This window comes from Leptotrichia sp. oral taxon 879 str. F0557, assembly GCF_000469385.1.
Classification (GTDB): domain Bacteria; phylum Fusobacteriota; class Fusobacteriia; order Fusobacteriales; family Leptotrichiaceae; genus Leptotrichia; species Leptotrichia mesophila.
The window spans coordinates 26030-39132 of the sequence record NZ_KI271345.1 but is presented as its reverse complement, the minus strand read 5'-3'; the positions used below and the strand labels follow the sequence as shown (position 1 = coordinate 39132).

Below are 13103 nucleotides of genomic sequence, written 5' to 3'. Positions count from 1 at the left end.
TGTGCCTAATTGAATGTAAATTACCCGAAGTATTATATTCTGAAAGAATTTTATCAAATTGATATTTTAAAGAATCATATTGTTCTTTAAATAAATACTTGTCGTCATTTATAAATCTTTTTATAATAGGAAAAATTAAATGATGAATAGGAATTTGTCTATTCATTCCAGCTTCAGTTTTTGATCCTGTTACAAAGTATCGCTCTTTTAAGTTAATATTTTTATTTTCTATTCTAAGTAAATCTGCACTTCTCATTCCAGAATAGAATAACATCAAAATCATAGCACTATACCTATCTTTAGTATTTTTGTATCTTTTCCATAAAAGTCTTACAAAATTATCTTCAAACACTACTCTTTCAACAGTTTTGGTAATTTGTGATGAAGATTCTAAATATAGTGGGACATTTTCTGATACAATTTTATTTTTTATTGCATCTACATATATTGATTTTAAAACTGTAAGAGCTGCCTTTCCTTTATTTTTAGCATACTTATCAAGTCTTGTCTGATAATCTTTATAATCAAGAAATATAAATTTACATTCTAATATATCTTCAAATATACTTTTGAAATCAGTAGAATATCTGTAAAATGTTTCCTCTGTTTTTATATTTTTAACGTGATTTGATTCAGTCCAGCGATTAAATAAATCAATTAATTTTAAGTCGGCATAATCAACATTTAAATTTCTTGAATTAAATTCAAAAAGCATTTTTTTGGCTTCTTTTAAGGTTTCAGCACTTCCTATAATAGGTCTTTTATATTTCCCTTCTTCTGTTAAATAAGCAGCTGCTCGTACAATATATGGCTTTCTTGATTTCCCTTTCTTCTTAAAAATACTTCCTGTTCCGTTAGGATTTCTCATTATTAAACACCTGCCTTGATTGAAAGTGCTTTTATTAATAAAGAAATACTTTCAGATTTAAACTTTTTATTTCCAATGATGCCCCATACTTGAGAATGATAAATTAAATTATTTTTGTTTAATTTAAATTCAAAGAAAGTATTTTTTCCATAATTTTGATTGCCATAAATTAGAATATAAAAATTAAACCATTTCAGTTCTTCAAAATTTAAATCTCGATACAGAATAACGTAGATCTTTTGATTGTAAAAAATAATTCTAGCTTCTCTTTTTTCATTTGTATTGAAATCATTTATAATTTCAACTTTATCATGCATAACTTTAAACACCTCTTTTCTGCCAGTGTTTTCAGTTACTTTTTCAAAATTTCTTTTCATAAGAATTCCTCCAGTATAAAATATATTTATACGGAGTAGGATTTCTTAAAATTATTTAATATTTTTTATGATAAATTTATAGTATTTTTTTAAAAATTTTTTTATTTCCTCGTTATCTATTGATAAAGATTCTAATAATTGTTTATTTACAAGCATTATTGCATTAATATCTTCAATGTTATGTATATTTTCATTATGAGATTTTATATTTTTATCATTATCTAAAAGAAAATAATTGGGATCTTTCTTATAAATTTTAGATAATAGTAGTATTTTGTCTGAAGGAATATTCTTTATCTTTCCTGTTTCATAGTCGTGTAAAGTAATTCTATGTAAACCAGTTAATTCAGATAGTTCATTCAAGGTATATCCCTGTTTTTCTCTTTCAAATTTTAATTTTTCATTTAGTTTCATTTGTTCTCCCAACCAAAAAATTATATTAGATTAGTATATTTTTATATAGAAGCTAATAAATACAAATAAATTATAACATATTTATCAGTAATAACAAAAAAGAAATAGTATTTTATTTCAAAAAATAAATTTATAACTTATTTTATAAAATAAATATGTTGAAAACTTACAAAAATATGATATAATTGAATTAAGTAAAAATAAATTGTAATAAATTTAAATTAATCGAGAAAGGATGATAAAAATGAGAAAAAAGGGAAAATCTTTATATACTGTAACAGGGATTTCTAAACAAATAAATTTAAGTTACTGGAAATTTGTAGCATTAGCAAGAAGAGGAGATTTGGATTTTGTTAAAGCAGAAAAAATAAATGGCATTTGGAAATATTATTTTGATCCATTAAAAACAGCTAAATATCTTAATGAATACAAAGAAGTAACTGAAGGAAGAGTACAATAAAATTTTTGAGATATTTCAATTTCTTTAGAAATAAAATTTAACATTATTCAAAAAATTAGTGGAATATAAGAGAAGAAGGTGGATAAGTGGCTGTATTTAAGGTAAATAAAAATAATAATTATACGGTAATTTCAAATACTCACTTGAAAGAAAGAAAAATGACGTTAAAAGCAAAAGGATTATTGACATTAATGTTAAGTTTACCTCCTGATTGGGATTATTCAATTGAAGGTTTAATTTCTATTTGTGTTGAAGGAGAGCGAGCTATAAATAGTACTTTAAATGAATTAAAAGAATTTGGATATTTAAGAATAGAAAAATTACCACCTCGAAAAGGGAAAAATCAATTTGAGTATATTTATAATATTTATGAAAAACCTTTAAAAAAAGAAGAACGCCAATTAAAAAATGTAGAGGTACAAAATGTAGGTCTACAAAATGTAAAAGTACAAAGTGAAGTCGTACAAAATGAAGGACAATTAAAGACTAATACATTAAATACTAAAGAATTAAATACTAAGTTATTAAATACTTATTCTCTTTTTATGGAAAAATGGAATGAATTAGCAAAAGAATGTGAATTAAGTTTAATAAAATCTTTTACAGAGAATAGGAAGAAAAGATTATCTGAACTACTTGAGAAATATTCTCAGGAGGAAATTTTGGAAACAATGTTTAAAATAAAGAATATAAACTTTTTACTTGGAAGAACTGATAAATCAAACTGGAAAATATCATTTGATGACTTTTTGAATGAGGAAAAATTTATAAAGATACTGGAAGGAGCTTATTATGATGAAATTAAGCCAACTGGCAGAAAACAGGATAAAAAAATTTCAAAACCAAAATCAGCAGGAGCAAAAAAAGAGTATGGATTCTGATGATAAGTTAAAAGAAGCGATACAAGCAAGTAGACAACTTAGGAAACAGGAATTGCAGAAAAAAATTGAATATTTTCTTAATATTTCAAGTTTGCCAGTTCGATGGAAAGAATATGTTTTTGAAAACTCTGAAATATTATCTAAAGAAGAAAATGTGATCAAACAGAAACTTGAGTATTATTGTGAGCATTTTAAAGAAGCTAGGGATAGAGGACTAGGTTTATATTTGTGTGGAGAAATAGGAACAGGGAAAAGTTTTTATAGCCTTTGTATTTTCAATGAGTTGCTAAAAAATGATTATAAAGTCTATAGAACTACTTTGAATGGAATTTATCAGAGAATCCAGTCAACTTTTAGTAATTTTAATAATTTAACTGAGGAAAAGGTTTTTAAGGACTTGCTTGAAGCGGATTTGATAATATTGGATGACTTGGGAAAAGAAAATATATCTGAAACTTGGGGAAAGTCAAAGTTATATACGATATTTAATTTTTTCTATGAAAAGGAAAAATGTATTATTATATCAACAAACCTAGAAAAAGAAGAAATTGCTGATTTTATGGATACTCAAGGAAATGATGCTTTGATAGATAGATTTCGTGAGAGATTGGATACATTAGAATTTGTATGGGAAAGTAGAAGAAGGAAAATAGGAAAAAAATTATTTGAAGAATTTTGGAATGGAGGTAAATAATATGTCTTTAGAACTAGAAAAAATTTATACAGTAAAAGAAGTTCCTGAATATGGTAGATGTACACCACAATATATTTATAAATTAATAAAAAGAAAAAAAGTTAAAGTAAGTTTTATTTGGAGGTTATAAAATAAAAGAGTCCGAAGTAAAAAGAATCTTTGAATAATATCAAATTTTTTTACGAAGAATAAGAAGCAAATATTATAGAATAAAATACGAAACTTGAAAAGGATAACAATAAGTTAAATTGAACGATAAATTTAAATAAATCAGGAGGAAATAATATGAAAATAATTAGTGTGATTAACCCAAAAGGTGGAGCAGGAAAGACGACGAGTGCAATAAATATTGCATATGCCTTAAAAAATAAAGATAAAAGAGTTTTATTGATTGATACAGATCCAAGAGGAGCGATAGCTTCGTATCTTGATATAAGAAATGATAATACGATTTTTGAAGCGTTAAAGGAGTGCTATGATAGTTTGGGAATGGTTAACAAAGAGAAGTATATAAATGAAAAAAATGGAATGGATGTAATAATCAGCAATATTTATTTTAATCGAATTGATGAATTTTTTAAAAGGGAAGGAGATGAAAGTGGACAGGATCAACTGAAGATATTTAAGGATTTTTTTGAAAACTTTAGTGAATATGACTTTATAGTAATTGATACAGAAGGGACTGTAAATAATACAGTCAAAGGAATTTTAAATGTAACAGACTATGTTTTTGCACCTTCAAAAGTTTCGTTTATAGATACGAATGGACTTAGGGATTTACTTGAAATGATGGAGATTGCAAAAGTTGATAATCCAAAAATTAAACTTTATAAAATATTTTTTGTGCAAGTAAAGGGAAATACAAAAGTTTTTAAAAAGGCACATTTGGAAATGAAAGAGATTTTAAAAGAAATGTATTCGGATATTTATGTGAGAGAAGATGCAAATATACTAAATTCTATGGAAAAGCATAAAGATATATTTAGCTTTAAGAAGAGTAGTAATGCGGCAATAGATTATAAAAATTTAGTGAATGAATTTTTATATAATGAAGTTTATATAAATAAAGGATAGGAAAGATTTTCTCACACGTGAGAAAATCAATAGGACAATGACAATTTAATAACTGTGTGAAAAATTATAGAATCACAGTTATTTGAATTGTCTATAATTTTTTGGTAGGAGGTATTATGGATAGGCAGGAACTGTTAAATATTAATAAAAATCGGAAAATGGAAGTTGAAAGTTATCATAGCGAATTTGATTTTGATAAATATGAGATAACTGATGAAAGGGTTATAAGGGAAGTGACTCAGACTGAAGAGGATATAAGGCAAATTGGAAAGTTTATGGCAAAAAAGGCTCTTGAAATGGGAAGAAAGTTAAAAAGAGTTCAGGAGATTTTGTCAAATCACGGAACAGGAACATTTGTTGCGTGGTTTACTTCATTAGGGCTTGATAAGAATATGGTTTATCGTGAAATTAATAGGTGGGAACAGTTTGAAAAATATAGAAATCCTGCGATTGCAGAAGCGAGTATTAGGACATTGGAGTATATAAAGAAAAACAATGATAAGCTCGAAGAGGCGGAGATTGTAGAAATTCTTGAAGATCCAGTTGAAGCGGCTAAAAAGATTAAGGAAATAGAGAAAAAAGGCAAGGAAGAAACAGAAATTAATTTTGATGAAAAAATACAGAAATTAAGTGAAAAAATTGAAAAAGCACACAGAAATATTGAAAAATGGGAGATGGAAATTAAGAAATTAAAAGGTAGGAATGATGATTTTGAAGAAAATTGATAAAAGTAAAATACATTCAATAAAGATTAATGACAAAAATTTGATTATTAATTACTGGGGATGTTATTTTGATGAATATAAATTAATTTGAAATGGTTTTTCTCACGTGTGGGAAAATCAAAATTATTTTAAGAAAGAAAGCGAGATAGGAAAATGAAAGATTTTATAAAAGTTATGGGAAGTCTGATAGATAGGATTTTAGGATATATGTTGGCGATTATGTTTGCGATTTCATTTTTTATTAAAGATGTCAGCAGAAGATTAGAGGCATTGAAAGAATTGGAAAAAATTTTAGAAAAAATGGAAGAGGAGAGTGTATTGGATGAAGAAAATTAATATAAATAATGGGGTTTATAATTTGAAAAAAAAGAAGTTCTTAGGAAGAAAAATGAAACATTTTGTTAGGGTATCAATAATTTTAGGAACATTTATAATCGTTATGAGTGTAGTAAAAGTTCAAGAAAATAATTTAAAGCATAAAACCAAAGGGAATAAAGATGTTCAGGAAAAACAACAGCAGGAAATTTTAGATATATGTAGGACAAATAAAGTTATGAAGATATATAGCCAAAATGACGGCGAAAATTTTTACGTTGTTCTTGAGAATAAAAATATTTATAAAGTTGATGAGGACAAATTAGGAAATTATACAATTGGAGAATACTGTAAGTAAATTAATGATTTTTCTCACGCGTGAGAAAATTTAAAATTATATATAAGGATGATGATATATGAATATAATAAATAATACATTAAATAATAAAACACAAATTAAAATTGATGATAGAATAATAGATGTAAATGATATTGAAAAAATTGAAAGAAATCCATTTTCATTTAAAGTATTTAAGTTAAATATAAAATTAATTACAGGAGAAGTAATTCAGGAAAAATATAAATCACTTAGTGAAATGCACAAAAATTATGAGAAATTTATAACGGAAGCGGGATTTGACTTTTCTGGAAAATTAAGAAAAGAAAGAGTGAAATATACAAATGGAAATATATGTTTAAAAGATTTGATAATTGCTTCTAGTGAGTTAATAGGGATAAGGCGAATTGGAGAGTTAAGGAAAGGATTAAAATCAATGATGTATCGGGGAGTAAAAGGAATGTATGATACTAAAATAGAACTATTTTTGAGGGGAGGGAATGTTATTACTTTAGAAGTAGAAAATGAAAAGTATGGTGAATATGATTTTGAGCAATTAAAAAGAATTTTTGAATCAAAAAAATGTATAGCAGAATAAAATAAAATCTAAACTAATCGTAATGTATGTTATGGTTAGTTTTTGTAATTATGAGAAGATTAAAAAAGTGAAAGAGAAAAAGGAATGTTTAGATATTTAAAAAATAATTTGGGAGGGATATATGAAAATATATGATATAAGATTATTAAGGACAACAACAGGAAAGGAGCATATATGTTTTTTTTACAAAACTTTACAAAAAAAAAAGATAAATGAAACAATAGATATTTTTAAGAGAAATGTGGGATTAATAGTAAATAATCAAATAAATGATGCAAAAATAAAGGAATATATAAGTGAAGAAAAGTTTGTAAAAATTATGAAAATGATAAAGGTAAGTGATAATAAAATAGGAAAATATAATATGAAGTTGTATAGAAATGATGAAATATGGATGTATAAAATTGAAAATATTTTGGATACTGATATAAACTTTAAAGATTGTGATATTTTATTAGACAGAAATTTTTTCATAAATGATAAATATATAAAATATGTGATTATAAAAAATAATACGGAGGCATAATTGTGGCAATATTTCATCTTAGAATGAAAAAAAGTAAAAGAGGAAGTAAGTATACTCCGCCTGCTGCACATTTGGATTATATAAACAGAGATGAAAAATATGATAAAAAAGAGGATTTACTTTTTAAGGAAGTAATGAATCTTCCTGAAGAGTTTAACGATATTAAAGACTTTTGGAAATGTGCAGAAACTTATGAGAGAAAAAATTCTAATCTATACAGGGAACTTGAAATTTCATTACCGAGAGAGTTTACTCCTGAAGAAAATAAAAAGATGGTGGATGGTTTTTGTGAAAATCTTTTTGGAAAAGAATATGTGTATAACTATGCAATTCACAATCCAAAAAGTTTTGATGGGGATATGCAACCACACGTTCATATAATGTTTTTTGAAAGAAAAATTGATGATATTAAAAGGGAAAAGGATAAGTATTTTAAGAGATATAATTCTAAAAATATAGAAAAAGGCGGTTGGAGAAAAGATAAAAAATGGAATGAAAGAAGTACATTAAAAAATATAAGGAAAGAATGGGAAACATTTTTAAATTTTGAACTTGAAAAAAAAGGAATAGAGAAAGTAAGTGCAAAATCGTTAAAGGATCAGAAAAGGGATGCGGAAAATAATAATGACTATAAGAAAGTTTATGAGTTAAATCGTGAAGCAATAAATATTGATGGAAAGATTTTATACAGAAAAGAAAGTGAATTAAGTGATAAGGAAAAAGTTAAGAAGAGAATATTTATTAAAAGCAGAATTTTAAAAGCTGGAACAGATTTAATGAAAAAACTGCTTGAAAAATTAAAAAAACTGGAAAGGGAGTATGAAGATTTAAAAAGAGATAAAATAGGAGATTTAGAAAATTTGGAAAAACTGAGGGGGTTAGAAGAGAGTATAAGAGATATAAAAAAGAAGATGTCAAAAGATAAAATTGAGAATACTGTATACAACTTGATGACGGATAAAAAGTACTATAAATTTCTGAATGAGAACAAAAAAATTGACAAGGAACTAAAAAATATAAAAGAGAAAAATAGAATAAAATATTTAAAAATTACAAAAGAAAAGAATTTAAAAAATTTAGAAAGTTTAAGAAATGAAATTCAGAACGACTGGAAAAAGAAGTATATTTTTGATAAAAGAGTTGAAAATATTAGGGAAAAATATTTAAGAAAAATTGCAAATTTTGAAGATGAAAAAGACACGATATATGAAAATTTAAAAGAGAAAAATATTAAATATAATGATGAAAAAAATGGACTGTATAATATAAACCATTTGCAATTTATTTATGAAAAAAATGGACTGAAAGAGATAAATAGAATTGAAAAAGAACTAAAAAAATTAGTAAAAGAGTTAGATAAAAATGAGGAAATAGTCAGTCAGGAAACTTTGATAAAAGATAAATATTCAAATTATGAATTTTCAAAATTGGAGAAAAATATTGCGGAGAGTAAGATTAAAATAGAAGGACTGCAAAAAGAACTTAACAAAAATTTGGATATAAGTGAACAAAAATATTACTTGGACTGGTTAAAAAGAGAAGTAAAAATAAAGGAAGATTATGAGGCAAGAAAAGAAAATATTGAAATAAAAATTCAAAAAAAATTGCAGGATGAACTTTTAAAAAATGGTAATTCCAAAGTTCAGGAAAGGGAAAAAGTTAAAAAAATTATCAAGAATATAGAAGCCATAAAAGTATTGTATAAGAAAAAAAGATTGTCTGAAAAACGACAAGTAAGTATAAAAAAATGGAACAGGAAAAAGAAAAGTAAAAGTTTAAATGGTGCAAATTATGATAAAAATTTAGGAGGTATAAGTGGTGATTTTAGGATGGAAGATATGGAAGTTTTGGATGAGTTGGAAAGGTAAAAAGTTTTAATGAGAGTAAATATAAATAAGTTCAAGGGCAGTAAAAAGCTGTCCTTTTTTGTAAAAATAAGTTTTTGAAGGTATAAATATTATTAATTTCTTAGAAATTAAACACGAACGAAGTGAGTTTTTGAGTGTAAACGAAAGTCATTTTTTTACAATTTTTTGTGGCAAAAAAATCACGATAAGTTTCTCAAAATTTTTAAATTTGAGAAACTTGTAAGCGTGCTTTCCAAAATTTAGAAAAATTTGGGAAAGTTTATGGGGAAAAATTTTCAAAAAAGGGCTTGACTTTTTGAAAAAATTGAGGTAATATTAGCACAAGAATAAAACAGCGTAAAAAATGAGAGCCTAGTTTTAGGAGGTGTATAGGCAGGATACAGGACTTTTCCTTAAACTCATTTTAAAAGAAGAATAAAACAAAGTAGCATAAAATTAAATATAGAGAGCCTAAATACAGGATTATTGGGAAAAACATTTCTGAGATTTTGTATAGGTTCTTTTTTTTGTTCAAAATCGAGGTGAAAATAATGAAATTAGATTTAAACATTAGAAGTCCTTAACTAGAATATTGTGATAAAAAACAAATACATAAAACTAAATATAGGAGCCTGAGTGCAGAATTATTGGAAAAAACATTTCTGAAATTTTGTACGGGCTCTTTTTTTGTATAAGAGAGGACGATAAATAATGAAAAAAATAAAACTTAAAAATATATTGCTAGATAAAAAATTTCAATTGTTGTGTCTAATGATTTTATTTTTGGTAACAACTGTGATAAGTCAGGCAACTACAAGCGGAAATGCAGGAATATTTGCAACGCTTGTAACTTTTCTTACAAATATGAATAATGGACTGAAAATAGTTTTTTCACTTGGTGCTATTGGGTGCATAGGATTTGGAGTATTTAAGATGTTGACTGATCCGAATATGACAGCAATAATAACTCTGTTAATAGGAGTGGCTTTGGCACTTGCACTTATTTTTGGTTCAGAGGATATAGTAAAAGGACTTGGCGGAACTATGATTGATACAGCTCTTTTGGAAGGAGTATAGGCTTGGATTTAAAAAGAATAAATAAAAAAAGGGATATTTTTAAATTAAGGACTGATGTCAAAAGAGAAAAGACAAGTTTTGAAAAAAGGGCTGAAACTTTGTTTGAACTTGCAGAAACGAATGCAAAGTTAAAAAAGGGATTAGGAATAAGCATAGTTATCAACCATATATTAATTTTAGCATTAATATTCTTTGTTTTGAGAACGAATATAAAGGTATTTCTTGTTCAGGTTGATAAAACGACAGGAGCTCCAATAGAAGTAAATGTGTTGACAAAATCCAATGTAAAAGTTGGGGAGAAGGAAACAAAGTATTTCATATCAAAATTCATTTTGGATGTAAGAACTCTTCCAAAAGACACGACATATTACGATAACAAGTTAAAGGAAAATGCTTTTTTCTTAACACAAAATTCGCAAAAAAAATTGGATGCGATGATTCAGGAAACAGGAACAATACAAATGCTTGCAGATAAAATTACAACGAATGTAAATATAGTTTCAGCGAATAAACTTACAAATACTTCAAATACTTATCAAGTCAGATGGAAGGAAAAGCAGTTTTCTGAAACAGGAATGGAAATGCAGGATACAAGTTATCTTGGAGTATTTACTGTGGAATATGTGAATGAAAAAAATGAGGAACTGGTTGCTAAAAATCCATTGGGGATAATAATAAAGGATTTTACAATTTCGAGAGAAAATAATTAGAAAAATGAGGGAGATGTATGACAAAGAACAAGTTAAAAAAATTTAATAGAAAAATATTATCAATGCTGCTTTTGATATTGATGTCGGTTAATGTTTTTGCAAATGATGGAAATGCAAAAAACAATATTACAGTAGACGTAGTAAAGAATAGTCAGAAAATATTTGATGATGACGGAATATTAAGTGGAAAAAAGGATGCAATAAAAAAGACGGCCGTTATATTTAATTATGCGGAAAACAGCATATATGAAGTTTATTCCAAGCCAGACTATTTAACGACTTTAAGGCTTGCTCCAAATGAAAAAGTGGTATTTAAGGCTGGTGGAGATACAGAACGTTGGATGATTGAAGAGGCGACAGGTGGAAAAGAGAACAGAACATACATATACATAAAGCCGCTTGAAGAAGATATAAAAACTAACATAAATATAGTTACAGATAAGCATAGTTACTTTATTAATATTGAATCCACAAATGGAGAATATAATCCTTTAGTTGAGTGGCAATATCCAAATGAGAGAAAAATATTAATGGATGAATATGAAGCTAATACGGAAAGTATTGGTACAACGGACTTAATGAAACTGAATTACAGATATTCATGGAACAAGAACTCAAAGCTTTCTCCAGTTCAAGTGTTTGACAACGGAGAAAAGACATTCATAGTATTAAAGTCAAATTTGCAGGAAATGCCAGCTTTTTATGTAAAAGGTTTGGATAACCAATTATCCTTAGTTAATATAAAAATTGAAGGACGCAATGTTATGATTAACAATGTTGTAAAAGAAATATATATGACGCTTGGAAAAAATACGTTGAAGATATATAACCAGAAAAAATAGAAAAAGGGGGTGTCTTAATTGGTAAATAAGAATGACTATTTTGAAACTTCTGAAGATGATTTTACCGAACAGAAGGAAGAGGAAATATCGCTTGAGGATGAGGGGATAGGAACGATAAAAAATTCAAAGATAAAAATAGAAGAATTTTTTGATAAGAAAAAAGTTGCTATCCTAGTCTGCATAATTTTGGCTTTAATTTTTGTAAGCATATATTTTGCAAATCAGGCTAAAAAGAATGAGAAGCCGAAGGAACAAGAAAAAATGGAATCAATATCAACTGGAACAAGACTGGATATAAAGGATGCAGTAGATACTCAAAATCAAAATGCCCAAACTCCTGAAGGTGTAACGCAGGATGGAGTGGCAAATATAAATACGACTACTGATGGAACTGGAACACCTAGCTTATCACAGTATGATTCTCAGCTAGGTTCAGAATACAATAACGACAATCTTGATTCAAATTATGGTTCAAGCTCATCATCGTTTTCAGATATTTCAGAAGATAAAAATTCCAATAGTTCAACAGTCTCGGAAGAAAAAAACAAGGAGTGGAGAAAATCTGCAATAGGATTTAATAAGGGAGTTTCAACACAAACTCCGCAAACAACAGAACAGTATCAGGAACAACAACAGCAACAAGTTCCTCAGAATGTGCAACAGCAAAATGAAAATGACACAGATCAGAATAAACAGAAGTCAAAGTCCTTATTCCTGAAGCAAAAGCAGGACAGCTTCTATTCGACTAATTTAAAAAATCCTGCAATAGGAAAATATGAGTTAAAGACAGGGAGCTTTATTCCAGCTGTTCTTGTAACGGCAATCAACTCTGATTTGCCAGGAGATGTGATTGCTCAGGTTAGAGAAAATGTTTATGACTACCGTACTGGAAAGTATATTTTAATTCCTATGGGTACAAAAATAGTTGGAAAATATGACAGCAGTATAACGTATGGACAGAACAGGGTTTTGTTGATATGGCAAAGACTGGTTTTTCCAAATGGATCAACACTTGTGCTTGATAATATGCAGGGAGTGGATTTACTGGGTAATGCTGGACTGAAAGGGAAAACTAACAACCATTTCTGGAAACTTATGAGAAGTGTGCTGTTATCTTCTGCCATAAATATGGCTTCAGGCTCGCTTGAAAGTCTTGATGTAAATATTGAAGCTGGTAGCAGGTCAAGAGTGAATATTGGTACAGGAGCTTCAGATGCGGCACAGAATATTAGAAGCATTGGGGAAAGAATGGTTGAAAAGGATTTGAATAGACAGCCTACAATTGAGATAAAAAGAGGTAAAAAATTTAATATCTTTGTAAGCAAGGATATAATTTTATCTCCATATAGGAAATAATT

At 27.2% G+C, this 13103-nt stretch carries 18 protein-coding genes; 15 read left to right on the top strand and 3 right to left on the bottom strand.

Going from position 1 to position 13103, the window contains the following annotated elements; all coding sequences use genetic code 11:
- The 3 genes from HMPREF1552_RS09170 to HMPREF1552_RS09160 all read right to left on the bottom strand — a co-directional run.
- Positions 1-868: site-specific integrase (locus tag HMPREF1552_RS09170; protein ID WP_021744892.1), on the bottom strand; the 868-nt coding region annotated here is incomplete at its 3' end.
- Positions 869-870: 2 nt separating this feature from the next.
- Complete coding sequence (locus HMPREF1552_RS09165) at positions 871-1245, bottom strand: hypothetical protein (protein WP_021744891.1); 375 nt, start codon at positions 1243-1245, stop codon at positions 871-873.
- 51 nt (positions 1246-1296) lie between these two features.
- Positions 1297-1659, bottom strand: coding sequence for a helix-turn-helix domain-containing protein (locus tag HMPREF1552_RS09160; protein WP_039901536.1), 363 nt, complete (start codon positions 1657-1659; stop codon positions 1297-1299).
- Between the two features lie 244 nt (positions 1660-1903).
- Between HMPREF1552_RS09160 and HMPREF1552_RS09155 the strand changes: the two genes are divergently transcribed.
- The 15 genes from HMPREF1552_RS09155 (at position 1904) to HMPREF1552_RS11665 (ending at position 13101) form a co-directional block, all read left to right on the top strand.
- Entirely contained in the window at positions 1904-2119 is a 216-nt protein-coding gene (locus tag HMPREF1552_RS09155; protein ID WP_039901534.1) for a hypothetical protein, read from the top strand.
- An 86-nt stretch (positions 2120-2205) separates the two neighbouring features.
- Entirely contained in the window at positions 2206-3000 is a 795-nt protein-coding gene (locus HMPREF1552_RS11675) for a hypothetical protein (RefSeq protein ID WP_021744888.1), read from the top strand.
- Positions 2990-3694: an ATP-binding protein gene (locus HMPREF1552_RS09145; protein WP_021744887.1), complete on the top strand. Its 705-nt coding sequence runs from the start codon at positions 2990-2992 to the stop codon at positions 3692-3694. Before HMPREF1552_RS11675 ends, HMPREF1552_RS09145 begins: the two co-directional genes overlap by 11 nt.
- Position 3695: 1 nt before the next feature.
- Positions 3696-3824, top strand: a complete 129-nt coding sequence (locus HMPREF1552_RS12940) for a hypothetical protein (RefSeq protein ID WP_255349267.1) — start codon at positions 3696-3698, stop codon at positions 3822-3824.
- Positions 3825-3979: 155 nt separating this feature from the next.
- Complete coding sequence (locus tag HMPREF1552_RS09140; protein WP_021744885.1) at positions 3980-4768, top strand: ParA family protein; 789 nt, start codon at positions 3980-3982, stop codon at positions 4766-4768.
- Between the two features lie 116 nt (positions 4769-4884).
- Positions 4885-5493, top strand: coding sequence for a hypothetical protein (locus HMPREF1552_RS09135; protein WP_021744884.1), 609 nt, complete (start codon positions 4885-4887; stop codon positions 5491-5493).
- Between the two features lie 153 nt (positions 5494-5646).
- On the top strand, positions 5647-5829 hold the full coding sequence (locus HMPREF1552_RS09130; RefSeq protein ID WP_021744883.1) for a hypothetical protein: 183 nt from the start codon (positions 5647-5649) through the stop codon (positions 5827-5829).
- Positions 5816-6166: a hypothetical protein gene (locus tag HMPREF1552_RS09125; RefSeq protein ID WP_021744882.1), complete on the top strand. Its 351-nt coding sequence runs from the start codon at positions 5816-5818 to the stop codon at positions 6164-6166. The genes HMPREF1552_RS09130 and HMPREF1552_RS09125 overlap by 14 nt, the downstream gene beginning before the upstream one ends.
- A gap of 58 nt (positions 6167-6224) precedes the next feature.
- On the top strand, positions 6225-6743 hold the full coding sequence (locus HMPREF1552_RS09120; protein WP_021744881.1) for a hypothetical protein: 519 nt from the start codon (positions 6225-6227) through the stop codon (positions 6741-6743).
- A gap of 121 nt (positions 6744-6864) precedes the next feature.
- Positions 6865-7269, top strand: coding sequence for a hypothetical protein (locus tag HMPREF1552_RS09115; protein ID WP_021744880.1), 405 nt, complete (start codon positions 6865-6867; stop codon positions 7267-7269).
- Between the two features lie 2 nt (positions 7270-7271).
- Positions 7272-9137 carry a MobA/MobL family protein gene (locus tag HMPREF1552_RS09110; RefSeq protein ID WP_021744879.1) on the top strand — a complete coding sequence of 622 codons (1866 nt, stop codon included), beginning with the start codon at positions 7272-7274 and terminating at the stop codon, positions 9135-9137.
- 690 nt (positions 9138-9827) lie between these two features.
- The gene (locus HMPREF1552_RS09105; RefSeq protein ID WP_021744877.1) at positions 9828-10193 is read left to right on the top strand and encodes a hypothetical protein; all 366 of its coding nucleotides are present in this window, start codon (positions 9828-9830) and stop codon (positions 10191-10193) included.
- A gap of 2 nt (positions 10194-10195) precedes the next feature.
- On the top strand, positions 10196-10903 hold the full coding sequence (locus tag HMPREF1552_RS11670) for a type IV secretion system protein (RefSeq protein ID WP_021744876.1): 708 nt from the start codon (positions 10196-10198) through the stop codon (positions 10901-10903).
- 17 nt (positions 10904-10920) lie between these two features.
- Entirely contained in the window at positions 10921-11745 is an 825-nt protein-coding gene (locus tag HMPREF1552_RS09095; RefSeq protein WP_021744875.1) for a TrbG/VirB9 family P-type conjugative transfer protein, read from the top strand.
- 18 nt (positions 11746-11763) lie between these two features.
- Complete coding sequence (locus tag HMPREF1552_RS11665; protein WP_021744874.1) at positions 11764-13101, top strand: TrbI/VirB10 family protein; 1338 nt, start codon at positions 11764-11766, stop codon at positions 13099-13101.
- The last annotated feature ends 2 nt before the right edge of the window (positions 13102-13103 follow it).

What these genes read in the sequence shown, in the direction of transcription:
- HMPREF1552_RS09125 (WP_021744882.1), top strand. Translation starts at nt 5,816, where the DNA reads ATGAAGAAAATTAATATAAATAATGGGGTTTATAATTTGAAAAAAAAG.
- HMPREF1552_RS12940 (WP_255349267.1), top strand. Translation starts at nt 3,696, where the DNA reads ATGTCTTTAGAACTAGAAAAAATTTATACAGTAAAAGAAGTTCCTGAA.
- HMPREF1552_RS09095 (WP_021744875.1), top strand. Translation starts at nt 10,921, where the DNA reads ATGACAAAGAACAAGTTAAAAAAATTTAATAGAAAAATATTATCAATG.
- HMPREF1552_RS09160 (WP_039901536.1), bottom strand. Translation starts at nt 1,659, where the DNA reads ATGAAACTAAATGAAAAATTAAAATTTGAAAGAGAAAAACAGGGATAT.
- HMPREF1552_RS09145 (WP_021744887.1), top strand. Translation starts at nt 2,990, where the DNA reads ATGGATTCTGATGATAAGTTAAAAGAAGCGATACAAGCAAGTAGACAA.
- HMPREF1552_RS09105 (WP_021744877.1), top strand. Translation starts at nt 9,828, where the DNA reads ATGAAAAAAATAAAACTTAAAAATATATTGCTAGATAAAAAATTTCAA.
- HMPREF1552_RS09130 (WP_021744883.1), top strand. Translation starts at nt 5,647, where the DNA reads ATGAAAGATTTTATAAAAGTTATGGGAAGTCTGATAGATAGGATTTTA.
- HMPREF1552_RS09120 (WP_021744881.1), top strand. Translation starts at nt 6,225, where the DNA reads ATGAATATAATAAATAATACATTAAATAATAAAACACAAATTAAAATT.
- HMPREF1552_RS09155 (WP_039901534.1), top strand. Translation starts at nt 1,904, where the DNA reads ATGAGAAAAAAGGGAAAATCTTTATATACTGTAACAGGGATTTCTAAA.
- HMPREF1552_RS09115 (WP_021744880.1), top strand. Translation starts at nt 6,865, where the DNA reads ATGAAAATATATGATATAAGATTATTAAGGACAACAACAGGAAAGGAG.
- HMPREF1552_RS09165 (WP_021744891.1), bottom strand. Translation starts at nt 1,245, where the DNA reads ATGAAAAGAAATTTTGAAAAAGTAACTGAAAACACTGGCAGAAAAGAG.
- HMPREF1552_RS09135 (WP_021744884.1), top strand. Translation starts at nt 4,885, where the DNA reads ATGGATAGGCAGGAACTGTTAAATATTAATAAAAATCGGAAAATGGAA.
- HMPREF1552_RS09140 (WP_021744885.1), top strand. Translation starts at nt 3,980, where the DNA reads ATGAAAATAATTAGTGTGATTAACCCAAAAGGTGGAGCAGGAAAGACG.